The organism is Ornithinibacillus bavariensis, assembly GCF_050433565.1.
Classification (GTDB): domain Bacteria; phylum Bacillota; class Bacilli; order Bacillales; family Amphibacillaceae; genus Ornithinibacillus; species Ornithinibacillus bavariensis.
Map to the genome: position 1 here is coordinate 43988 of NZ_JBNPWZ010000001.1, position 21477 is coordinate 65464.

21 protein-coding genes are annotated in these 21477 nt (G+C 37.6%); 16 read left to right on the top strand and 5 right to left on the bottom strand.

The genetic code is table 11. The features are described 5' to 3' along the window. Positions 1 to 72: 72 nt before the first annotated feature. Positions 73 to 1326: a hypothetical protein gene (locus tag HNR27_RS00220; protein ID WP_429338367.1), complete on the bottom strand. Its 1254-nt coding sequence runs from the start codon at positions 1324 to 1326 to the stop codon at positions 73 to 75. 123 nt (positions 1327 to 1449) lie between these two features. On the opposite strand from HNR27_RS00220, the gene HNR27_RS00225 reads away from it, so the two are divergent. Further along, positions 1450 to 2481 (top strand): MerR family transcriptional regulator, encoded by a 1032-nt coding sequence (locus tag HNR27_RS00225; RefSeq protein WP_429338368.1) that lies wholly within the window; start codon positions 1450 to 1452, stop codon positions 2479 to 2481. Between the two features lie 52 nt (positions 2482 to 2533). Here HNR27_RS00225 and HNR27_RS00230 read toward each other — a convergent pair whose 3' ends face one another. After that, positions 2534 to 3193 carry an N-acetylmuramoyl-L-alanine amidase family protein gene (locus HNR27_RS00230; RefSeq protein WP_429338369.1) on the bottom strand — a complete coding sequence of 220 codons (660 nt, stop codon included), beginning with the start codon at positions 3191 to 3193 and terminating at the stop codon, positions 2534 to 2536. A gap of 179 nt (positions 3194 to 3372) precedes the next feature. Here HNR27_RS00230 and HNR27_RS00235 point away from each other — a divergent pair, with 179 nt between their 5' ends. The 6 genes from HNR27_RS00235 to HNR27_RS00260 all read left to right on the top strand — a co-directional run bounded on the left by HNR27_RS00235 (position 3373) and on the right by HNR27_RS00260 (position 9193). Beyond that, positions 3373 to 4149, top strand: coding sequence for a 3-hydroxybutyrate dehydrogenase (locus tag HNR27_RS00235; RefSeq protein ID WP_429338370.1), 777 nt, complete (start codon positions 3373 to 3375; stop codon positions 4147 to 4149). Positions 4150 to 4234: 85 nt separating this feature from the next. Then, a complete protein-coding gene (locus tag HNR27_RS00240; protein WP_429338371.1) occupies positions 4235 to 5149 on the top strand; it encodes a DUF7847 domain-containing protein in 915 nt (304 codons plus the stop codon). Between the two features lie 23 nt (positions 5150 to 5172). Beyond that, on the top strand, positions 5173 to 5820 hold the full coding sequence (locus tag HNR27_RS00245; protein ID WP_429338372.1) for a DUF4129 domain-containing protein: 648 nt from the start codon (positions 5173 to 5175) through the stop codon (positions 5818 to 5820). Positions 5821 to 5833: 13 nt separating this feature from the next. Then, the gene (locus HNR27_RS00250) at positions 5834 to 6958 is read left to right on the top strand and encodes a DUF4350 domain-containing protein (protein ID WP_429338373.1); all 1125 of its coding nucleotides are present in this window, start codon (positions 5834 to 5836) and stop codon (positions 6956 to 6958) included. Beyond that, the gene (locus HNR27_RS00255; RefSeq protein WP_429338374.1) at positions 6955 to 7884 is read left to right on the top strand and encodes an AAA family ATPase; all 930 of its coding nucleotides are present in this window, start codon (positions 6955 to 6957) and stop codon (positions 7882 to 7884) included. Before HNR27_RS00250 ends, HNR27_RS00255 begins: the two co-directional genes overlap by 4 nt. Further along, positions 7835 to 9193: a DUF58 domain-containing protein gene (locus tag HNR27_RS00260; protein ID WP_429338375.1), complete on the top strand. Its 1359-nt coding sequence runs from the start codon at positions 7835 to 7837 to the stop codon at positions 9191 to 9193. The genes HNR27_RS00255 and HNR27_RS00260 overlap by 50 nt, the downstream gene beginning before the upstream one ends. On the opposite strand, the gene HNR27_RS00265 is transcribed toward HNR27_RS00260, so the two are convergent. After that, complete coding sequence (locus tag HNR27_RS00265; RefSeq protein WP_212920233.1) at positions 9171 to 10148, bottom strand: stage II sporulation protein M; 978 nt, start codon at positions 10146 to 10148, stop codon at positions 9171 to 9173. The genes HNR27_RS00260 and HNR27_RS00265 overlap by 23 nt on opposite strands. Positions 10149 to 10232: 84 nt before the next feature. Between HNR27_RS00265 and HNR27_RS00270 the strand changes: the two genes are divergently transcribed. Further along, positions 10233 to 11024 (top strand): RDD family protein, encoded by a 792-nt coding sequence (locus tag HNR27_RS00270; protein ID WP_429338376.1) that lies wholly within the window; start codon positions 10233 to 10235, stop codon positions 11022 to 11024. A gap of 58 nt (positions 11025 to 11082) precedes the next feature. Here the strand turns inward: HNR27_RS00270 and HNR27_RS00275 are convergent, their stop codons facing one another. Together HNR27_RS00275 and HNR27_RS00280 are read right to left on the bottom strand one after the other, a co-directional pair. After that, positions 11083 to 12309 (bottom strand): ABC transporter permease, encoded by a 1227-nt coding sequence (locus tag HNR27_RS00275; RefSeq protein WP_429338377.1) that lies wholly within the window; start codon positions 12307 to 12309, stop codon positions 11083 to 11085. Next, entirely contained in the window at positions 12302 to 13237 is a 936-nt protein-coding gene (locus HNR27_RS00280; protein ID WP_212920236.1) for an ABC transporter ATP-binding protein, read from the bottom strand. Before HNR27_RS00280 ends, HNR27_RS00275 begins: the two co-directional genes overlap by 8 nt. Before the next feature lie 294 nt (positions 13238 to 13531). Between HNR27_RS00280 and HNR27_RS00285 the strand changes: the two genes are divergently transcribed. The 8 genes from HNR27_RS00285 (at position 13532) to HNR27_RS00320 (ending at position 21292) form a co-directional block, all read left to right on the top strand. Next, positions 13532 to 14038: a DoxX family protein gene (locus tag HNR27_RS00285; RefSeq protein ID WP_212920237.1), complete on the top strand. Its 507-nt coding sequence runs from the start codon at positions 13532 to 13534 to the stop codon at positions 14036 to 14038. Between the two features lie 124 nt (positions 14039 to 14162). Next, a complete protein-coding gene (locus HNR27_RS00290; protein WP_429338378.1) occupies positions 14163 to 14756 on the top strand; it encodes a superoxide dismutase family protein in 594 nt (197 codons plus the stop codon). Between the two features lie 179 nt (positions 14757 to 14935). Next, positions 14936 to 15685 carry a DeoR/GlpR family DNA-binding transcription regulator gene (locus tag HNR27_RS00295; RefSeq protein ID WP_212920239.1) on the top strand — a complete coding sequence of 250 codons (750 nt, stop codon included), beginning with the start codon at positions 14936 to 14938 and terminating at the stop codon, positions 15683 to 15685. Positions 15686 to 15702: 17 nt separating this feature from the next. After that, complete coding sequence (locus HNR27_RS00300) at positions 15703 to 17001, top strand: four-carbon acid sugar kinase family protein (RefSeq protein ID WP_429338379.1); 1299 nt, start codon at positions 15703 to 15705, stop codon at positions 16999 to 17001. Further along, complete coding sequence (pdxA, locus tag HNR27_RS00305) at positions 16998 to 18014, top strand: 4-hydroxythreonine-4-phosphate dehydrogenase PdxA (protein WP_429338380.1); 1017 nt, start codon at positions 16998 to 17000, stop codon at positions 18012 to 18014. The genes HNR27_RS00300 and pdxA overlap by 4 nt, the downstream gene beginning before the upstream one ends. An 89-nt stretch (positions 18015 to 18103) precedes the next feature. Then, on the top strand, positions 18104 to 19504 hold the full coding sequence (locus HNR27_RS00310) for a GntP family permease (protein ID WP_429338381.1): 1401 nt from the start codon (positions 18104 to 18106) through the stop codon (positions 19502 to 19504). 262 nt (positions 19505 to 19766) lie between these two features. Next, positions 19767 to 19841 (top strand): hypothetical protein, encoded by a 75-nt coding sequence (locus tag HNR27_RS00315; protein WP_244853483.1) that lies wholly within the window; start codon positions 19767 to 19769, stop codon positions 19839 to 19841. Positions 19842 to 20086: 245 nt separating this feature from the next. Next, positions 20087 to 21292, top strand: a complete 1206-nt coding sequence (locus HNR27_RS00320; RefSeq protein ID WP_429338382.1) for an MFS transporter — start codon at positions 20087 to 20089, stop codon at positions 21290 to 21292. Positions 21293 to 21477: the final 185 nt, after the last annotated feature.

A 21477-nucleotide genomic window follows, 5' to 3' on the forward strand; every position in this document is an offset into this window, starting at 1 on the left:
CACTATAATTGGAGAGAGCCCTTACCTAAATTTATTTTGATATAATGACACAGTTTTATTCCTGAAGGGTAACTACAACTCGTTCTTATCAATTAAATCGCCTGTTGCGGCATTTACCACATAGTTACATGAAACTCGGCCACATAATTGATAACTTTCCGATTTAGCATTTTTAACATAAACAGGAATGACTTCAATCGTTCCTACTATTTTTGAAAATGCCTCCTCTTTTGTGACAGAGACTTGGTCTGCTTCCTTATAATCGTTAAACATGTCGAGAAGGAATTGACTATCCCAATAATTAACAGTTGTAAAATCCTCGCGATTTATAATTACCTTTAATTTCCGTTTAAATGCTTTAAATGTCTCTCCTTCAAACTCAACAAAAATATAATTCTTTTCAGGGTACATTCCAGTGGCTGTCCATTTTCCAGAGTCATTTGGATAGAATTGACTCAGGAAATCCTTCGTTTCTTCTAATGCTAGAGTAAGTTCGTTTTGTGAAATGGGCTGTACGGTTACCTTATGCATGGCATCCTCGTAGGATATCTCTGTAGATAGCTCTAAGTCCTTCAGTGAGAACTCTTTGGTGCTAGTATTATCCCATTTGATCACACGATTTAACTGATGGTATGTATCCAAAGTAAGAATGGATTCAGGAAGGATAATCTCCGATTGATCATTACGTATATAGAATTCATTTACCTGCCAGATCGGTAGCCATTTTTCCTCTTCCTCTATCGGAGCTTCTAAGAATGAAAAATGGTTTTGAATTTCCTCCGTTATATCATCCCTAGTTAAGGAAAAGGGCTCCCATTCCACCTCATCCTCTGTTGGGAATAAGCCATCGATAGAAAACATTGTTAGTTGGTTCGTATCATTAAAGCGAACCTCTATCTCACCTGTTGGTGCAACTTCCATATTATCGACAGTCGCTTGAAAACGATATTCTCTATCTCCTTCATATACTAGCTTAAACTGTCTACCGAACATCATATCTGTTACTTCTTCTATCCATTCTATTACATTCTCTATTTCAGGGGTTGGGAGACTGTGCTCATTTGCAAAAGAAACCCCATTTACAAAAATAATTCTTCTCAATTTATTGGTATGGAAATCAATATCTAAAGAAGCCGTACCAGTTGGATTAAAATCCTCATGTTCTTCAGAAGCTTCCTCCGTAGGGAACAATTCTAAAGAAAGAATATAACTTGTACGATTATTTAAATTTGTTTCTGAAAATATATGACTACGTTCTAAAACATAATGATCTAGGCCTAATATTTCTTGCCATGCCTTAGCTCTGGAAAGAATGTCTTCGTTCATTAAATTACCTTCCTTTGTCTTATTTCCTACCATTATAACAAAGCTTACGAGATTAAATAAAATAATACTTTACCTTCCCCTTAGAGTAATGTTTATAGTAAATACGAGGGAGGGAATAGCAATATGAAAATTAAAGAAGCGGCAATTTTTTTAAATACGACCCCAAAGACACTACGTTTTTATGAGGTGAAAGGGCTGATTTACCCAAGAAAGGATACCAGTAATCAATATCGGTATTATTCCCATGAGGATTTATATCGGATTAGTACAATCTTATCCTTACGTGAAATAGGTATGTCAATTCCTGCGATTAAGTCATTACTTGATAATCCTACATTAAGTGATAAGCAATATTTGGATATCCAACGTTCCGCACTATTTGAACAGTGGATAGAGCTACGAGATATGATTGAAACGATAGAAAAGATGTTATTGCAGGACGATATGAAGGACATCGAACCAATCCGTCAATTAACGAACCATCTAAAAAAGCTGAAAGAAATTCGCCGTTCCTGGACGGATCGTTGGAATTTTGATAACCAGGCAGCCAATTATGATAATAATATTAAAAAAGATGGTCATGTTTTTAATATCCATGATGGTTATGATCAAGCTCTAGCAAAAGTGGTGGACATGGTGCAAATATCAAGTGGCAAGACAGTGATTGATATTGGAATTGGGACAGGTAATTTAGGCTCACGATTTTTATCAGTCGGTGCTAGGGTCATTGGTGTTGACCAATCAACACTGATGCTTCAAAAATGTAAAGAGAAATATCCACAGATTGAAACAAGGAAAGGACATTTTCTCGCGTTACCTTTATTAGATCAATCGGCTGATGCGATTGTGTCAAGCTATGCTTTACATCACTTAACAGACGAAGATAAGCTATTTGCATTAGAAGAAATGCTTCGAGTGATAAAACCAGGAGGACAAATTTGTATTGCAGATTTAATGTTTCATGATAACAATCACCGTAAGAAGGTGATTAGTTCTTATTTGCGGAATGGAAATAAGCTAGCGGTCGAGTCGATAGAGGATGAGTACTTTGCGGATAAATCACGATTGCTAGCTTGGTTGACGGAAAGAGGGTTGTTTGTTAAAGCTATGCAATTTAATGATATTCTCGGATTAATCTATATAAAAGTTAATTGAAATAGAGTAAGGCTGTCTAAGTATAATTGGAGACACATAAGACAGCCCTATTTCATTTACTACCCAAATACTTGACCAAAGCCTCCATAATAGCTTCAGCTACACTGTTTTGATAAGCATCTGTTTGTATAGTTGCAAGCTCCTTCTTATTGGTGATAAAACCTAATTCAATCAAAACTGCTGGCTGATGATTTTCTCTTAATACCGTATACCCATGCTGAATAACTCCACGGTTTCGTAAATGAATCTTTTCAGCAAGGGTCTTCTGAATCGTCTGTGCTAATCGTTCTCCATTTCTATAGTAATACGTATGGAACCCACCTACATAATCTTCATCATAAGCGTTAAAATGAATACTTATAAAAGCATCTGCATGATTTTGGTTACTAAGCTGTACACGCTGCTGAAGGGAGACAAAGGAATCATCCTCTCTTGTTAAAATGACTGTTGCACCTGCCTGCTTTAATTGTTCAGCAATTCGTAAGCTAACAACTAAAATCATGTCTTTCTCTAATATATTCTGCTGACCTAAAGCTCCAGGATCCTTCCCGCCGTGTCCAGGGTCAATTACAATGGTATATCCTGATAAAAGCCCTTTAGGCAGAAATACTTCAGATTTATTATCCTTGTTCCTTTCTGCAAGTGTAGAAAGAGGGAATAGGGCAATGTTAAAAAGGATAACCAATAAAAGAAAGATACAGCTGTATTTCATAAAAGAAACTCCTTCCTACGTTATCCTTAGATAGGATTATCCTAAACTACCTCATTTTAAACGAAAACTGCTCTACCTATTTTGCAGAAAAATATACTTAAACTGTAAAATAAAAGAAATGGATGGTTCGAATAAATAGTTTACTGGAATGATTAATAATCCAAAGAGGAGTGATAGATATGGTAGAAAATAAAGTTGTATTTGTAACAGGGGCTGCGAGTGGTATTGGTTATGCAATTGGAAAGGAATTTGCTAAGCAAGGTGCCAAGGTAGTGCTTACCGACATTAATGAGGGAAAACTAGAGGAAGCTGTAAATACATTAAAAGATAATGGGCTAAAAGTGACTGGAATACGTTGTGACGTAACAAGTGAAGAGGAAATAATACATGCTTTTGAGAAAACAAGAGAATTATTTGGACGTTTGGACGTATTGATTAATAATGCTGGGATGCAGCATGTTGCTAGGCTTGAGGACTTTTCTACAGAAGTCTTTGAGCGTATGGTACATTTAATGTTAGTTGCCCCATTTGTCGCCATTAAGCATGTTATCCCTATCATGAAGAAGCAAGGAAGTGGCCGTATTCTAAATATGGCATCAATTAATGGTTTAATTGGGTTTTCTGGAAAGGCTGCTTATAATAGTGCCAAGCATGGGCTGATAGGATTAACAAAGGTAGCTGCTCTGGAAACAGCAGAAGCTTGTATTACAGTCAATGCTATCTGTCCTGGTTATGTAGATACACCACTTGTACAAAATCAATTACAAGATCTTGCCAAAACAAGAAATGTAGCGTTAGAACAAGTGCTAGAGGAGGTTATTTATCCATTAGTTCCACAAAAAAGGTTACTGGATGTACAAGAAATTGCTGATTATGCTATCTTTTTAGCCAGTGAAAAAGCCAGAGGTATTACTGGTCAAGCAGTAGTACTGGATGGAGGATATACAGCTCAATAGTGAAGTATTCGAAACTTTCACTCGGTTAATAGAAGAAAAAATGGTAAAATAAGAACTATATAATTTTATTGATGGGAGGATATTCATGAACGAACATTTTACAAGACCAATGCGATTTGGGGAGGTATTAGATCAAACCTTTCGCTTGAGTAAAAATAATTTTTCTACTTTTTTATTGATAATGTTAATCTTAATAGGTCCTACGATATTATTGGAAGCACTTATTTTGTTACTAACAGGGACTGGTTTTTTCCGTGATATGGCTAGTGGAGGCTCGTTCTTGGAACAGTATTACAATACGATACTTGATGTAGCGTATGAGCCAACAACAATAGGCGAGGATATAGGTTCCATCATAATGGGGCTAGCATCTATTGTGCTCTATCCAATGGCACAGGCAGCGATTATTTTAGTGATTGATGCTATAAGAAGACAGGAAGAATTTGCTGTGGGTTCGGCTATTAAACGAGCATTTTCAAGATTTTGGCCAATACTTGGTAGTTCCTTACTAATGGGCGTTATTGTTATTGGAATGTTTTTTGTTGCAATCATTGTAATTTCCATCTTTACAGCAATCGGAATAGTTTTTAACCCTATTACTGGAATTGCAATGGGTGTAGTTTTATTTTTAGCAATTGGTGGAGTGATAGCATATTTCTTAACCCGTTGGGGGCTATATCTTCCTGCCGTTGTATTCGAACATTGCGCTCCAGGGCTTGGCAGAAGCTGGAGCTTAACGAGAAGAAATTTCTGGAGAACATTTGGTTTATTTGTAGTACTAGGCTTAATAATAGTCGTTATTAGTTCTGTATTTGAATTGTTGTTCTTCTCATTTCTTGGCACAAGTGTTGTCTACAATATTCTTTTGAGTATAGTAAATCTTATTACCACAATGTTTTTTGCAGTTGGTTATGCCATTATTTATTTTGATCTCAAGCTCCGAAATGATGGAGACGATTTAATAGACATGATGGAAAACTATGAAAATCCTAAAAACTAAGGGCCTCATGTAGGGTGATGTAAATGATAGATTTAGACCAAGCAAATGATAAAATAGAAGAAATTCTGCATCGCGATGAGTATCTCGTTTACTTAAAGGATAACCGTAGCTTTCTTCAGAAATGGTGGGATTCCATTAAGGAATGGTTTGGGAACCTGTTTCAGGAACTATTTAGTTCTATTAATCCAGCAAATGGGTTTGCTACGGGAATTGTTGTCATCCTGTTAGTTCTTGTCGTTATGCTAATACTTGTTGCTGGTTTCTTTACGATACGGAATTGGAGAAGGAAATCAAAACTTCAGAAGCATGCCCCGCTCTATCAGAAGCATGAAAAGGATTGGGGATATGAGGAACATATTGCTGAAGCTAATAAACGAGAAGTAGCTGGTGATTTACAACTAGCTACTCGTCATATGTTTCTAGCACTCTTACTCTATTTTCACAATAAGGGATTTGTAGAGGCAAGAATATGGAAAACAAATTGGGAGTACGGACAGGAATTAAGACGTACAGATAAAAACTTAGCAGAAAGCTTCCAGCAACTTGCTCGTATATTTGATGAAGTTGTCTATGGGGAACAGAAGGTAGAAAGAGATGCCTATATGTCCTACAAGGAGACTATTGGAAGCTTACTAGCCAAACAATTGAATGAAGAAATAGGGCAAGGTTAGGAGGCGAGAGCATTTGAATAAATCAGTTAAGCAAACATGGGCTTGGATTGTTACTCTCGTCATCATCTTTGGTACGGTTAGCTTATTTCTTGGTTCGAAAAAACCGGTGGAATACTCACCATACATATCTACCTCTCCTTCACCCACCGGGGTAAAGGCATTTTATACATATATGGAAGAGGAAGGAATCCCGATTAAACGTCTCAAGGAAGCACCACTTTCCAATGATAATGAACAAGAAAAGCTTTTATTAATGATAGAGCCCACTTTATTATCCAATCAGGAAGCTAGGAAGGATTATGAAAGCTTCGTTAAAACCGGTAATGCGTTGGTTATATTCAAACGTAATTTAGAAGGAATGTTTGATATAAAGACTACTTTTGGTATGTCAGACGAAGAGGCGGTCACCATTAAAGATCAAAATGGTGAAGAATATAAAGCGACCATGTTAACACAAACGCGAATTTTACCAGATGAATCGGATGAAGTTTTATTAGAGGATGACTTTGGAGCTATTGCAATTAAGCGAAATATTGGCGAAGGAACGTTAATTGCCGTTAATTCACCGGATTGGCTAACCAATCAATTTATACTAGAGAATGATAATCTAAATCTAGTATTTCAACTGTTGGAAGAACCTCAGTGGAATACAATTTTAGTTGATGAATATTCACATCAATCTACTAAAAAGCAAGCAATATTTGAGGTATACCCGATGTGGCTATTGGTCGGTTCGTTACAGCTCATTATAGTTACATTACTTTGGTTATTATATAAAGGAAAGAGGTTCGGGCCAATTTTGAGACCTCGGGAGGAAATGGTTCGATTTAGTGACGAGCATATAACGGCATTAGCTGCATGGTATCAAAAAGGTAAGCTATATCGCGATTCCTTACATTCCCAAGCAAGCTATTTAAGATCAATCTTCCAGGAGAAATGGGGGATTTCTTATCAAAAGGACTGGGAAGATATTCAAGAACAGTTGCTATTAAAAGTTTCTTCTATGAATAGAGAAGCGATTACTTCTTTTGTTAAAGAAATCGATACCGTGCTAAAAAAACCCGATATATCCAAACAAGAATACTTACTATGGTCGACACGAATTGATCAGTTACGGAAAGAGGTGGAGGAAGGATGAGAGCAGAATTAACATCCTTAATAGAAAGCTATGAAAAACGTATTTTAGGTCAATCTATGAACCTAAAACTATTATTGTCTGCAATACTAGTTGGTGGCCATGTATTGCTGGAAGGTGTTCCTGGTACAGGGAAAACACAAATGGTAAAAACGTTAGCCAGTCTTTTAGGCGGTGCTTTTAATCGGATTCAGTTTACACCAGATTTACTTCCAAGTGATATTACAGGTAGTACTATTTACAATATGAAGGACGGCTCCTTCCAAACACTAAAGGGGCCAATTTTTACGAATGTGCTATTAGCTGACGAAATCAATCGTACACCTGCAAAGACACAGGCGGCTCTCCTTGAGGCTATGGAAGAACAGCAAGTTACGATTCAAGGTGAAACATATCGACTTCCCGAAGTGTTTTTTGTTGTAGCAACACAGAATCCAATTGAATTTGAAGGCACATATCCACTTCCAGAGGCACAACAGGACCGTTTTCTCTTTAAATTGCAAATCGGCTTTCCAACTTTAGAGGAAGAAACGAATGTGTTACGAAATGTACTAGAAAACAAAACATTTATGGATGAAGTCCAATCCGTTTTAGATATGGACACCTTCCTAGCAATTCGTACTGAAATAGATGCAGTTACCTTAAGTGAAGAGGTTTTAGACTATATTATGCAAATCATTCACCGAACTAGGAATACGGAAACCATCCGTTTTGGTGCAAGTACGAGAGCTGCTATTGCACTTGGAAAGGCAGCGCGTTCATGGGCATATTTAGATGACCGTGATTATGTTACACCAGATGATGTGAAAATGGTTGCTAAGCCATCATTACGTCATCGCATTCATGTATCTCCTCATATGGAATTGGAGGGAGTGAACATTGACCAAGTTATTGAAGAGCTTGTCGGCTCGGTTCCTGTTCCTAGATAGAGGTATAGTTCCGACCAAGCGGCTCCTAATTGGCTATATTAGTATATCGATTTGTATTACATTATTTACATTCATCGGTTTTTCTTGGCTTCAAGTATTTATGATAAATGGGTTAATATTGTTGGCGAGTCTACTTGATTTACGTTCTATACCAAAGCGAAGTGATATACAGGTGACACGTTCGATCCCAGCAAATCTTGAACGAGGGCTGAACTATATAGTAAATTTACAGGTGCAAAATAATTCGAACCTCTCCTGTCATATACAGCTTATTGATGGAATGCCACAGTCCTTCATCTCAAATTTTCCTATTGAGGGAGTAGTACCAGGCAGGGGGACAGTAGAGCTTACATATCCAATCATTGCACCTGTTCGGGGAAAGTATTTGTTGGAAAAGATGTTTATTCGTTATCAAAGCTCACTTGGTCTTTGGCAAAAACAAATGGCTGTACAAGTATCTGATGCGATACGTGTCATTCCAGATTTATCCGAAACAAAAAGATACTTAGAAGATGCACAGCACTTTTTGATGCATGAAGGAATGAAAATTCGTAAGCAAAAAAGTGGTGTTGGGGAATTTGCGCAAATTCGCAACTATGTTGTCGGGGATGATCCAAGAAAAATAAATTGGCGTCAGACCGCCAAACTTCAAACTGTCATGACAAATCAGTATGAACCAGAGCATGGCAAGCATGTTATGATTCTGATTGATTGCGGGCGTACGATGGGTGAAGAATTACGCCATACGAATCGTTTAGAGAAGGCAATTGAAGCATCGTTAACAGTTGCAGCAGCAGCACTTGGGAATGGTGACTATGTTGGTATTATAGCTTTTTCTAAGGAGGTAACGGTCTTTGTGCCCCCAGATAAGGGAATGGCTCAACTACAAAAAATACTAGATGCAGTTTATGATCTTAAAGTTGATGCAGCAGAATCAAATTATTTACAAGCTATGAATTATCTACAGACCGTGCAGAAAAAAAGAGGATTAATTCTTCTGTTTAGCGATATTCAAGCCTTTCTACAAGAAGAACAGACACTCTTTTATTTTGAGGGAATAAAACGAAGACATATGTTTATGCTTGTAACCATTGAAGATGAATTACTAGTGAATAGAGCAAGACAAGATCCTACTAGTTTAAATCGAGCAATGGTAAAGGGTATTGCGCAGGAACAAATCATGCACCGCAAACGACAAAAGACAAAATGGGAAAAGCAAGGATTCATTCTAGTAGAGGCAAAGGAAGACCGGCTAGCAACAGCTGCGGTCTCCCATTACATTCATATTATGAATCAAGGCTTACTGTAGCATTTTTTCTGGCTAGTAACATTCTGCCTATGATCATATATGCGACAAGGCCAATTACTGTGATACATGCCACAGCATATTTTGCTTCTAAGGAAATGGATGAAGGTGTTATAAAGCCCTCAATAATACCAGCTATAATAAAGAGCGGAACAGTTCCGAGAAATAATTGAACAGACCGTTTTCCATGCAGTTTAAGCTGGTATGCTCTAGTATATTTGCCTGGAGCAAAAAGTTTATAGCCCATCAGTAAGCCTGCACCTCCGGCAATGAAGATGGCTGTTAATTCTATCATGCCGTGCGGAACAATATATGCCCAAAATTCATAGCTCATGCCGGAGTGCCAGAATACCCCTGCAAGAGCACCGACGAGTAAGCCGTTATAGATCATTAAGTAAACAGTTAAGATACCGAACGTAATACCACTCGCAAATGCTAGAATAGCCACCTGTATGTTATTGGTCATGATTTCTGCCGACATAATAGAGGAATCGATGGAATCATGGCCCTCACCTAGACGATCAGGGTCAATTCCCTGGGATATATCCGTAGGTAATACCGCATATAGATGGAGTGGATCATCGAGAACAGCAAGGAAGCCTGCAAGACCACCAAGAGTGAATAAAAGAAATGCAGCCACAATGAACTTCCATTGCTCTAATAGTAAACCAACAAATTTTCTCGTGAAAAATTCACGAATTTGTTTTCCACTTGTTACCTGATCTTTATAAAGTAAATTATGAGATTTACCTACTAAATCGTTGATATAAGCGGTAACATCTTCGTTAGGAAAATAGGTTTGACTATAGGACAAATGCTGGGCAGCCTTTTGATAAAGCTGATCAAACTCTTTTAAGCTTTCCCTTGTTATCTGTTTTCTTTTACTTATGATGGCTATGTATTGTTCAAGCTGTTTCCATTCCTCACGGTGAAGCTTGATAAACTGTCTAATATCCAATGGAAAACCTTCCTTCCAATAGTGTACATATACTTATCTTATTATAATTTAATGAATAGTGAAACTTCAACAGGGGGGTATAGAATGAATCAAGGAAAGGTTGAAATTAAAACACCGGAATTCGTTTCCCTTCAATATCAGATTGCTGGCCTTGGAAGTCGGGCAGCAGCAATGATTATTGATCAATTATTAATTATCATTGTTAACTTTATCATCATCTTATTATTTTTAATCGCTAATTCCTCCAGCTTCTTATACCTATCAGATTCATGGGTTCCAATTGCAATTGCCGTTCTCATTGTGTTTGTTATTAATTGGGGGTACTTTTTTGTTAGTGAGTATTTTTTTGGTGGGAAAACGTTAGGGAAAAAGTGGGTTGGTATTCGTGTTATTCAGGAGAATGGCCATAGTGTAACACTATTATCAAGCTTAATCCGAAACCTTCTACGTATTATTGATATGCTACCTACTAGTTATTTTGTCGGAATGATTTTTGTGTTTTTCCATTCAAAGCATAAGCGATTAGGTGATATTGTAGCGGGAACTATTGTAGTCCACGAACGTGGAGTGAAAAAACAAGGCACATCTAAAATGGAAAAAGAAATTGTTCGAAGAGGATTGACTAAGGATAGTGTACAGCTGGAGGAATGGGCATTTCGTTCCTTAGGGAAGAAGGAATGGGAGCTTTTACGTGTGTATAGTGGGAAATTTCTTCATGTTACCCTCAATGAGAGAGTGGTTCTAACCAGGCAATTAGCGGGTATTTTACTACCAAAGGTTGGAATAGAGGTAAATGATAAGGGATATGATGAGCTTGAGAATATATTATTAACCTTATATCTAATAGCAAAAGATGAATGGGAATATGAGATATAATAAAGGGTCTGACGCTTAGCGCCAGACCCTTTATCAATAATCAAACCCTGCAATTAGTCTAGGATCTAATCCACTTCCAAGTCTCTCCAGGCGTAGCATTTTTACCATACATTAAAATACCAACCTTAAAGATTTTTCCAGCTAGCTTCATAAATAGGAAAATACTCAAGACAAGAACTACTAATGCGATTCCTATTTCCAACAATGGCCAATCCTCTAATACGGTTAAACGCATGATAAGGACACCAGGTGAAGTGAATGGAATATAAGATGCTACCTTTGCAACTATTCCACTTGGATCACTTAATACAGGACCAATTATAGCAAATGATAGGAATGGTAACATCATTACTAATCCTTGGAAATTTCCACTAGTAGTCATATCCGACATCGTAGCTCCGATACCAACGAATATGGCTGCAAATAATAAATATCCTAAAACGGCGATTAAAACTAATAATAATGTCTCCGGAACAAATAGATATTCTAGTACGGGTTCATCAATTTTAATAACAGCATATGGAACAACAAATGCGAGAAGAACCGCTACTTGAATGATACCAAGAACAAAGTAGCCGACGATTTTCCCTTGCATTAATTCACTTGGTGTTACAGAGGATAAAATAATTTCGGCAATCTTATCTTTCTTTTCCAGTGAGGCACTTTGGAATATCATCATCCCAGTAACCACTATCGCAAAAAGGATAACCCCTGCAAAGATGCCAGGAACTAACTTTACTAATGGATCTTCTGCTTCAACAGACTGTTCCCCACTTGCTTGATAGTCCTCTGCTGCTGTCTCTTCAAATACAACGCCATTTGAGATTACTTTAAGCTGTTCCTCAGATAAATTTAATGAAGCGATACGCGTTTGCTGTAGGGGAGCTGCCAGCAGCTGTACTTTTGCACTGAAGCCAGAGTCTATCTCATCTGTCGTATAAACTGGTATAACTCCATTGTCTAACGCTTCCTTCGTTAAAAAAATGTAGGCAGTGTCTTCATTATTTTCTAATTCATCCTTTATTTCATCTTCCTTCAGATCTGTAGGAAGTATATCCCAATCGAGATTGAACTGGTCAGCAGATTCTGTTATAGTGTCTAATACATTTAATTGGTCATTAATAAAAACAGTGGTTGATTGTGTTTCATCCTCTGACCCAAATAAGCTTCCTAAAAATCCGAAACCTAATATAAGAAGCGGAGTTAAGAATAGACCGATTATAAATGACTTATTTTTTATATTCCGTTTAATTTCCCATCTCGCAACCTTCATGGAATTACGCATGGACCTCACCTACTTCCGCGATTAAATTATTGTTTGTCGCAATGTCAATAAAGATTTCATGAAGGGAAATGCGATTGATTTTTAATTCTTGAATAGCTAGATTATTAGGTAATTGTTTTAGCCAGTTTGTTGGGTCTACCGTTTGTTCTAAATACAGAATAGATGTATCCTCTTTTTGCTCAACACGCTGTACCTGTGGAATATTTTCTAGAACAGATAATTGATTTTTTCCATGAATAGTACACTTGAAATTTGCGTATTTTGTTTTAACTTCATCAAGAGAACCATAAATTACTTTTTGTCCATTTTGAATCATGAACAATCTATCACACATTTCCTCTACTAGATTCATTTGATGGGAAGAAAGTAGGATGGCGGTTCCATTTTTAGCTAAACTGCGAATCTCTTCTTTAAAGAGCTCCTGGCTGACAGGGTCCAGTCCAGAAAATGGTTCATCCAAGATTAATAGTTCCGGCTCATGTAATACGGAGCCTATGAACTGGACTTTTTGCCCCATTCCTTTGGACAATTCTTCCATTGAAACCTTGTCTTTCCCAACTAAATCAAACTTCTCTAAATACATTAAAATTCTTTCTTTTGCTTTATCAAGTGGATAATCCTTGAGGTCAGCTAGGTATAATAAAATATCCATTACTTTTACGTTTTTATAAAGGCCCCGTTCCTCGGGTAGGTAGCCAATCTTATTTCGTGGAATTTCCTTGCCATCATAATTGTGGAACGTTATCGAACCACTGTCTGGATACATAATACCCATAATATTACGAATAGTGGTCGATTTACCTGCGCCATTCGGTCCCAAAATGGCCATTATTTCCCCCTTGCGAACCTCAAAAGATATGCCTTTTAAAGCCTGTTTATCTTTAAAGGACTTCTCTAATCCTTCAACTGTGAGCATGACTTCCTTCATGATATTCCTCCCATAGTAATAGTCATTATTAGAATAACGTATATATTTCCAGCTAGTTATCCGTTAGTAATACGAAGAAAGTGAAAAAAGGTTTCAAGAATTTGCTAATAGTATTGGAATAATGAAATGCTCTGAACCCTTGTTCACAAGTTAGTCAAAAACAAAACAAAATGTGAAATTATGAGCAATAAAATATTTACTAAACGTAAACATCATGTTATTATCTAAGTGTAATAAGGAATATAACCACAATATATTGTGAAATGATGAACATGTATAAGGAGATGAACGCTAATGATGAATTTCATTCGTGAAAATAAGGTGTTTGCAGGTTTGTTAACAATTATTCGAGTTTATATTGGGTATACTTGGTTAACAGCAGGTATTGGTAAACTTACAGGTGGTGGATTCGATGCTAGTGGATTCATTCAAGGGGCTATAGCAAGTGCAGGAGGTGAACATCCTGCGGTCCAAGGCTGGTGGGCAGCTTTTCTTGAAAACGTTGCACTTCCATATGCTGATTTGTTTAGTATGATGGTCATGCTGGGTGAGGTTTTAGTAGGTGCTGCACTAATACTTGGTATTTTTACGAACTTTGCTGCTGTTATGGGAATGACTATGAACTTTGCGTTTCTATTCAGTGGAACTGTTAGCACAAACGCACAAATGGTACTACTAACCATTTTATTAGCAGTTGCAGGCTTTAATGCTGGTAGATATGGATTAGATAGATGGGTAATTCCATTCCTAAAAAGCCATAAACCAATGCGAAAAAACACAAAAAAAATGGCCGTTGCCTAATATAGTAATTAATGAGCCGATCCAATCATGGATCGGTTTTCTTATTTGCCTCCAGTTTTTATGTTTAGTAGTGCAATTACATGTAAACAATGTAAATGATTACCATACAACTGGAGGGATTTACATGAAAAAACATTTGTTCGCTCTAATAATTATTGTTGCTGTTGTAGCGATAGCAAGCTATGGCTATTCAAAAGCAGATAATAAACGAGCTATAGACAAAGAGAACCCGAGTATTGAAACAGTAGGGCCACTTAAAGAAGAAGGTAAAAAGGTATTAGTAACCATGATTAATACAAAAGGGGAAACGATAGGTGAGGCTAGACTAGAGCAAACCCCGAATGGCGTTAGTATCAGCCTTGATGCTTCAAAACTGCCCCAAGGTACACATGGGTTTCATATTCATGAGAATGGATCCTGTGAGTTGCCAAAATTTGAATCTGCTGGTGGACACTTTAACCCAACAAATGCCAAGCATGGATTCAATAATCCAGATGGTCCGCATGCAGGAGATTTACCAAATATTGAGGTAAAGCCATATGGATTAGTTTCAACAAACGTAATTGCTGAAATGGTTACCTTGGAAAAGGGTAAAACTAATTCTTTATTAAAAGAAGGCGGAACTTCCTTAGTTATTCATTCACAGGCTGATGATTATACATCACAGCCAGCCGGCAATTCAGGTGAGCGAATAGCCTGTGGCGTAATAGCAGAGTAATGATGATAAAATGACCCTCTCAAATGAGTGGGTCATTTTATTTCTTAAGATGTTAACTTTGAACAATTTGTGATAAATATTAACAACTTTTTATTGACAAATTTGTTAACGAGTAACATAATAAGGTGGAAGACAATAAAGGTAATGTTTATCGTTAACCTATAAAAAGGATTGATGTCATGCAGCCATCTGATCGTAGAAAATGGATATTTAAAAAAATCACTACTGAAGGAAAGGTTGAAATTGACCAGTTATCAGAAGAACTCGATGTTTCTTCGATGACAATTCGGAGGGATCTTGACCAATTAGAAGGTTCAGGTCAAGTTATTCGTGTTCACGGTGGAGCAGTAGCTGCTAAATCACTCATTACTGAAACCCCTTTTACTACGAAAGAAAGTCGATATATCGTCGAGAAACGAGTTATCGCACAAAAGGCATTAGCATTTATCAAAGAGGGACAAACGATTTTGCTGGATTCCGGAACAACTACTCGCGAATTGGCAAAACTGTTAACTACATGGCAAAACCTTACTGTCATAACTAATGATATTAAAATAGCTTCCGAGCTAGTTGATAGTAAGTTGAAAGTTATTGTTACTGGTGGAGAGTTACAAAGTGAGGTTGGTGCTTTATTCGGACCGCAAACCCATCATCTACTAAAGCAAATCCATGTAGATGTATTCTTTTTAGGTGCACATGCAATTGACGTAAACGAGGGTGTAACGTCTCCGACTTTTGAAAAATCATTTGTAAAGCAATTAATGATAGGAGCAGCTGAGAAGACTTGGCTGGTCGCAGATTCAAGTAAGTTAAACCAAAGAGCTTTTTCTAAAGTATGCGATTTAAAGGAATTGAATGGTTTTATAACGGATGACTCCTTATCTGATGAGGATAGTAAAAAGTTATCAGAAGTAATTAGGATCTTCTAACAAAGAGGTGAAACATCATGAAGGTTGGCGTGGTTGCAGACGATTTAACAGGTGCCAATGCAACAGGAGTACGTCTTAGTAAGGAAGGGTTTACAGCTGCAACAGTAGTGTTCGATGGGGATATTCCAGATACCACTGAACTCAATGCGATCTGTATAGATACTGATTCACGATATGCACCCGATCAATTAGTTGTAAGAAGGGTCAAAAAAGCAACAAAGCAACTTCGCGAATGGGGAGCAAAGGTAATTTGTAAACGGATTGACAGTACGGTTCGTGGAAAAATAGGATTGGAAATTGACACTGTTTTAGGTGAGTTGGGAGAGAATAGTGTTGCAATTGTTGTCGCGGCTTTTCCTGATTCGGGACGTGTTTGCTCAGGTGGATATCTACTAGTTGATGGTATACCTGTACAGGACACGGATGTTGCAAAGGATCCTGTAATGCCTATTACCGCATCCTATGTTCCAGCAATAATTCAAGAGCAAAGTGAATTCCCTGTAGGCCATATTGGTCTAGATATTGTTTTAACAGAATCCTATCAAATTAAAGAGTCCATTGAAGCAGAAATAAAAGAAGGAAAACGGATTATTGTTATTGATGCTGTTACAGATGAGGACATTGATACAATTGCAGAGGCAATGGCATATATAAAAGGAATTAATTTAGTACCAGTTGATCCAGGACCACTGACAGCAGCATATTCAAAAGCTTATACACATCAGCATTCTGAACAAAGCAAAATTATTGTAACAGTTGGTAGTGTAACAAGCTTAACAGGTCATCAGCTCCGCTATTTAATGGATAAGACGGACTCAAAGCCAGTGTATGTTTCAGCTGAGAAGCTTGCAACAATGGGACAGAGCTGGGAAAAAGAAGTGGAGCGTGCGGTTGTAGAAGCACTTGAACAAATTAAGCGAGATGATGTTCTTATCATTACTACGCATAAAGAGGGCAATGGTCTTGTTGATTTTAAAACAATTGCAGCGACCGAAAATACAACACAAGATGCACTCGCAAAGCGGATCACAGATGGCCTTGCAAAAATCACTAGATTAGTCATGGAACAAACAAACTTCCCAATTCACGGCTGTTTCACAAGCGGTGGGGATGTAACAGCATCCTTATGCGCGCTGAGTATGGCTTCGGGAATTAAGCTGGAGGATGAAGTTTTGCCTCTTGCAGCATATGGAACCTTGATTGGCGGTCACTTTCCAGACTTACCAATTGTCACAAAAGGTGGAATGGTTGGTGACAAAAAGGCTATATTTGCGAGTGTAAAATACTTAAAAACAAAAAGGAGCAATGCAAAATGACACAACTTAGAGAAATCATTGCAATACCAATGGGAGACCCTGCAGGTATTGGCCCTGAAATAACAGCCAAATCACTAGCAAACAAAGAAATTTATGATATGTGTAAGCCAGTTGTAGTTGGTGATGCAAATGTATTCAAGAAAGCAATTGAAATTGTAGAGAAGGATTTACAAATAAACATCATCGCTTCCCCTGAGGAAGGGAAATATGAGTATGGAACAGTGGATTTAATCGATTTAAACAATATCGATATGAATGAATTACAGTATGGAGTTGTCCAAGCACAATGTGGTAAAGCAGCATATGCCTATATTGAAACTTCTGTAAATCTTGCTAAAGAAGGAAAAGTAAAGGCATTAGCAACGACACCAATTAATAAGGAATCGTTAAAAGCAGGTGAAATCCCGTACATTGGCCACACTGAAATGCTGGAGTCACTAACTAATACACAAGATCCATTAACCATGTTCCAGGTTCGTGGCATGCGTATCTTTTTCTTAACTCGTCACTTATCGCTTAAGGATGCGATAGCCCAAATGACTAAAGAACGTGTTCGGGATTATTTAACACGTTGTGATAAGGCACTTCAACGTCTTGGTGTTGAAAGCCGTAAGATTGCTGTTGCTGGTTTAAATCCACATAGTGGTGAGGGTGGTCTATTTGGAATGGAAGAAGTTGATGAAATTCGACCAGGAATTGAAGCAGCAATTGAGGATGGAATTGATGCGGTAGGTCCTGTTCCAGCAGACTCTGTATTTCATCAAGCATTACATGGTAAATACGATGCTGTCTTATCTTTATACCATGATCAAGGTCATATCGCGGCGAAGATGACTGACTTCCACCGCACTATTTCAATTACGAATGGCCTTCCTTTCCTAAGAACATCTGTTGATCACGGTACAGCATTTGATATTGCTGGGAAAAATATAGCTTCAAGTGTCAGCATGGAGGAATGTATCAAGCTGGCAGCTCAATACGCACCACGATTTACTGCTGAAACAATGGAATAAAGAAAAGGTTTTACTTAGCTAGGGATAATTATTCTATCCCTAGCCATTCCATAAATAATGAAAGCCATTACAAATTGGGGGGAAAGAAAATGGAAGTTTCAGGAACACAAATGATAATAGGGCTAGTTTTAGGAATTGCATTATTAATTTTCTTTGTCTTAAAAACTAAGATTCATGCTTTTCTAGCCTTATTAATTGCAGCTTCAGTAACAGGTATTGTCGGCGGAATGAAGCCGACTGATGTTGTCACGTCCATTACAGGTGGATTTGGAAGTACGCTAGCATCTATCGGTATTATCATAGGTCTAGGGGTAATGATGGGTAGAATACTTGAGGTGTCTGGTGCCGCCGAAAAACTAGCATACACCTTGGTTAAAAAGCTTGGTAAGAAAAAAGAAGAATGGGCCCTAGCGGTAGCGGGTTATATTGTTGCGATTCCAATTTTCGTTGATTCTGCATTCGTAATTTTACAGCCGCTCGTGAAAGCGTTGTCTCGAAAAACTGGTAAATCTGTAGTTGGCTTGGGTGTTGCATTAGCCATAGGTCTTGCTGCCACTCACCATGCCGTACCTCCAACTCCAGGTCCGTTAGGTGTTGCAGGAATCTTTGGTGCTGATATTGGTTTAATGATTATTGCAGGGCTATTATTTTCAATCCCAATTGTAATTGTAGGTATCCTCTATGCGAAATGGATTGGAAAACGAATAAATCAAGTACCAGAAGAAAATGGAGATGGATTTGTCAGACTAGAAGAGGGGCAAGTTTATCAAGAATTTTTGGATGCTGTTGACGAAAGAGAAAAAGCTTTACCATCGTTTATGAGGGCAATAATGCCAATTTTATTTCCGATCATCTTAATTTTCTTAAACACCACATTAGGTGCTCTAAATAGTTCAGGCATATTATCGATAAATGATACAACGCTTTCTTATGTTCAGTTCTTTGGTAACCCTGTAATCGCTGTTGCAATTGGTTTGATCGTTGCAATTTACACACTTGCAAACCATTTACGTCAATCCGAAGCATTGGAGCGTATGGAAGAAGGAATTACCTCTGCAGGAATTATACTATTAGTCACAGGTGCAGGTGGCGCATTAGGTAATGTGCTTCGTGAGAGTGGAACAGGTGACTTCATTGCCGAACAAATTGCATCCTGGTCTATTCCAGCGATATTAATCCCATTCTTTATAGCGACTTTTGTACGCTTAGTACAAGGAAGTGGAACTGTTGCAATGATAACGGCAGCATCAATTTCTGCTCCTATTATTGCAACACTAGATGTTAACCTTGTGCTAGCTTCTCAGGCAGCTGCTTTAGGTGCGATGATATTCTCTTACTTTAATGATAGCTTATTCTGGGTAGTTAATAGGATGTTAGGTATTAAAAATGTAAAAGAACAAATTATGGTGTGGTCTGTTCCGACAACAATCGCATGGGGTGTATCCCTCGTAACCTTAGTTATCGCTGATTTTGTTGTTCGTATGTTTTAATCTAAGCTCCCGAGCGTATGCTCGGGATTTTTTTTCTTTTGTTTAAAAATTATTGAATACCAAATAGGGTGTTAATTATCACAAAGCTTTACTGAAAAGCTGTAATTACACTAAAGCTTTTGTTAATTTGTTTAAAAATAGGAATATATGTTCGTATAATTGGGAAGGCTAAGTTATATCAACAACTAAATAATGTTCTCTTTAGGGTATTGGTTAAGCTTTGGATAGGAGGTGATGCTTCCTGAGAATGTATGAGGTTATGATGGTACTCGGAAACTTTGGTACACTACTTCTCTCACTTCTCGCTTTGGTGATTTCGATGATGAATAAAAATTAGATCCTTTCCAACTTGAACTGGCAAATTAGGAAGTGACTAAACTGATAAAGCTGATATCCTTAGAGAACCGCTTATTCCTTTCCTAATGAGTTCAGTCTACAGCTGGACTCATCTCTTTTTTACGTTGCCATTAGTTTTGTTTCTAATATAGGACTGAAGTCTATAAATATTTCCTAATACCCCATTCCCTTTCGTTATAGACTCATGTATAATGTATTTCGAGAATCGAAAGAAAGGGGAAAACAATGAGCGCACAACTCGAGGAAGAACAACAAGTTCAAATGAAGCAAGAGAAGATTTGGACACGTGACTTTATATTAATCTGTCTTGCTAATTTCTTTATCTTTTTTGGATTCCAGATGACATTGCCAACCCTTCCATTATTTGTAAAGGAATTAGGCGGTAGCGACCAAATGGTTGGTGTAATTGTAGGGATATTTACGTTTTCTGCATTGCTGTTAAGGCCATATGCTGGTCATGCCCTGGAAAATAAGGGACGACAATTCGTTTATATGCTAGGGTTAGCGATATTCGTTGTTTCTGTTGGGTCGTTTGCGTTTATAGGAAGTATCGCCTTTCTACTAATTATCCGCGTTGTTCAAGGAGTAGGCTGGGGCCTTTCTACTACAGCAACGGGAACGATTGCAACAGATATAGTGCCGGCAAGTCGCCGGGGAGAAGGATTAGGTTATTTTGGGTTATCCGGTAATATAGCGTTGGCCTTTGGACCCGGTTTAGGGCTAGCTTTAGTTGGTAAAATTTCATTCACTTCATTATTTCTTATATGCGCTGCTTTTGGACTCGTAGCTTTTCTGTTATCTACAAGAGTACATTATAAAAAAGCGGAGCAATCGCCTGATAAATCGGTAACACCACGTTTTGATATCTTTGAAAAAACGGCAATTCAACCGTCTATACTAGTCCTGTTTATAACTTTTACATTCGGTGGTATAGCGACCTTCCTGCCATTACATGCGATAGAAAGAAATGTTTCCGGTATTGAAATTTACTTTATTGTGTATGCAGTATTTCTATTAATCTCGCGAACATTTGCTGGAAGAATATATGATAAAAAAGGGCATTTATATGTATTTTTACCTGGTACTGTCATGATTTTTGTTGCCATGATGTTATTGGCTTGGCTTCCAAATACTTCTGTACTGTTAGTTGCTGCTGGTCTTTATGGTTTAGGGTTTGGTTCCGTACAGCCTGCACTACAAGCCTGGGCAGTAGAAAAAGCTGCAGGAAATCGCAAAGGAATGGCAAATGCCACCTTTTATTCCTTTTTCGATTTAGGAATTGGATTAGGAGCATTAATTTTTGGCCAAATTGCATTTTTATTTAACTACAGTACGATTTATGCTACAGGAGCAGGGTCAATTTTGGTCTCCATGATCATTTATGTTGCATTAGTCTTACGAGCTAAGAAACTTCAAGAAGTGAACGAATAACAAATGAAGCAATATTTTGTGCTATGCTTCCCTTATGGTATACAGATTAAAAATCAGAAATCTGTTTTATCCTAGGGGATTTTTTTATGCTTTACTACGTATAATCTAAAGGAGTATAAGCCATCCTAATGATAGATTAGAAGTTTTGAAATTTGACTCAACTCATATACAATAAAAGTAAAGTC

Coding starts and splice junctions, on each gene's coding strand:
- HNR27_RS00240 (WP_429338371.1), top strand. CDS start 4,235: ATGAACGAACATTTTACAAGACCAATGCGATTTGGGGAGGTATTAGAT.
- HNR27_RS00290 (WP_429338378.1), top strand. CDS start 14,163: ATGAAAAAACATTTGTTCGCTCTAATAATTATTGTTGCTGTTGTAGCG.
- HNR27_RS00245 (WP_429338372.1), top strand. CDS start 5,173: ATGATAGATTTAGACCAAGCAAATGATAAAATAGAAGAAATTCTGCAT.
- HNR27_RS00295 (WP_212920239.1), top strand. CDS start 14,936: ATGCAGCCATCTGATCGTAGAAAATGGATATTTAAAAAAATCACTACT.
- pdxA (WP_429338380.1), top strand. CDS start 16,998: ATGACACAACTTAGAGAAATCATTGCAATACCAATGGGAGACCCTGCA.
- HNR27_RS00275 (WP_429338377.1), bottom strand. CDS start 12,309: ATGCGTAATTCCATGAAGGTTGCGAGATGGGAAATTAAACGGAATATA.
- HNR27_RS00285 (WP_212920237.1), top strand. CDS start 13,532: ATGATGAATTTCATTCGTGAAAATAAGGTGTTTGCAGGTTTGTTAACA.
- HNR27_RS00320 (WP_429338382.1), top strand. CDS start 20,087: ATGAGCGCACAACTCGAGGAAGAACAACAAGTTCAAATGAAGCAAGAG.
- HNR27_RS00230 (WP_429338369.1), bottom strand. CDS start 3,193: ATGAAATACAGCTGTATCTTTCTTTTATTGGTTATCCTTTTTAACATT.
- HNR27_RS00220 (WP_429338367.1), bottom strand. CDS start 1,326: ATGAACGAAGACATTCTTTCCAGAGCTAAGGCATGGCAAGAAATATTA.
- HNR27_RS00235 (WP_429338370.1), top strand. CDS start 3,373: ATGGTAGAAAATAAAGTTGTATTTGTAACAGGGGCTGCGAGTGGTATT.
- HNR27_RS00255 (WP_429338374.1), top strand. CDS start 6,955: ATGAGAGCAGAATTAACATCCTTAATAGAAAGCTATGAAAAACGTATT.
- HNR27_RS00280 (WP_212920236.1), bottom strand. CDS start 13,237: ATGAAGGAAGTCATGCTCACAGTTGAAGGATTAGAGAAGTCCTTTAAA.
- HNR27_RS00310 (WP_429338381.1), top strand. CDS start 18,104: ATGGAAGTTTCAGGAACACAAATGATAATAGGGCTAGTTTTAGGAATT.
- HNR27_RS00225 (WP_429338368.1), top strand. CDS start 1,450: ATGAAAATTAAAGAAGCGGCAATTTTTTTAAATACGACCCCAAAGACA.
- HNR27_RS00300 (WP_429338379.1), top strand. CDS start 15,703: ATGAAGGTTGGCGTGGTTGCAGACGATTTAACAGGTGCCAATGCAACA.
- HNR27_RS00270 (WP_429338376.1), top strand. CDS start 10,233: ATGAATCAAGGAAAGGTTGAAATTAAAACACCGGAATTCGTTTCCCTT.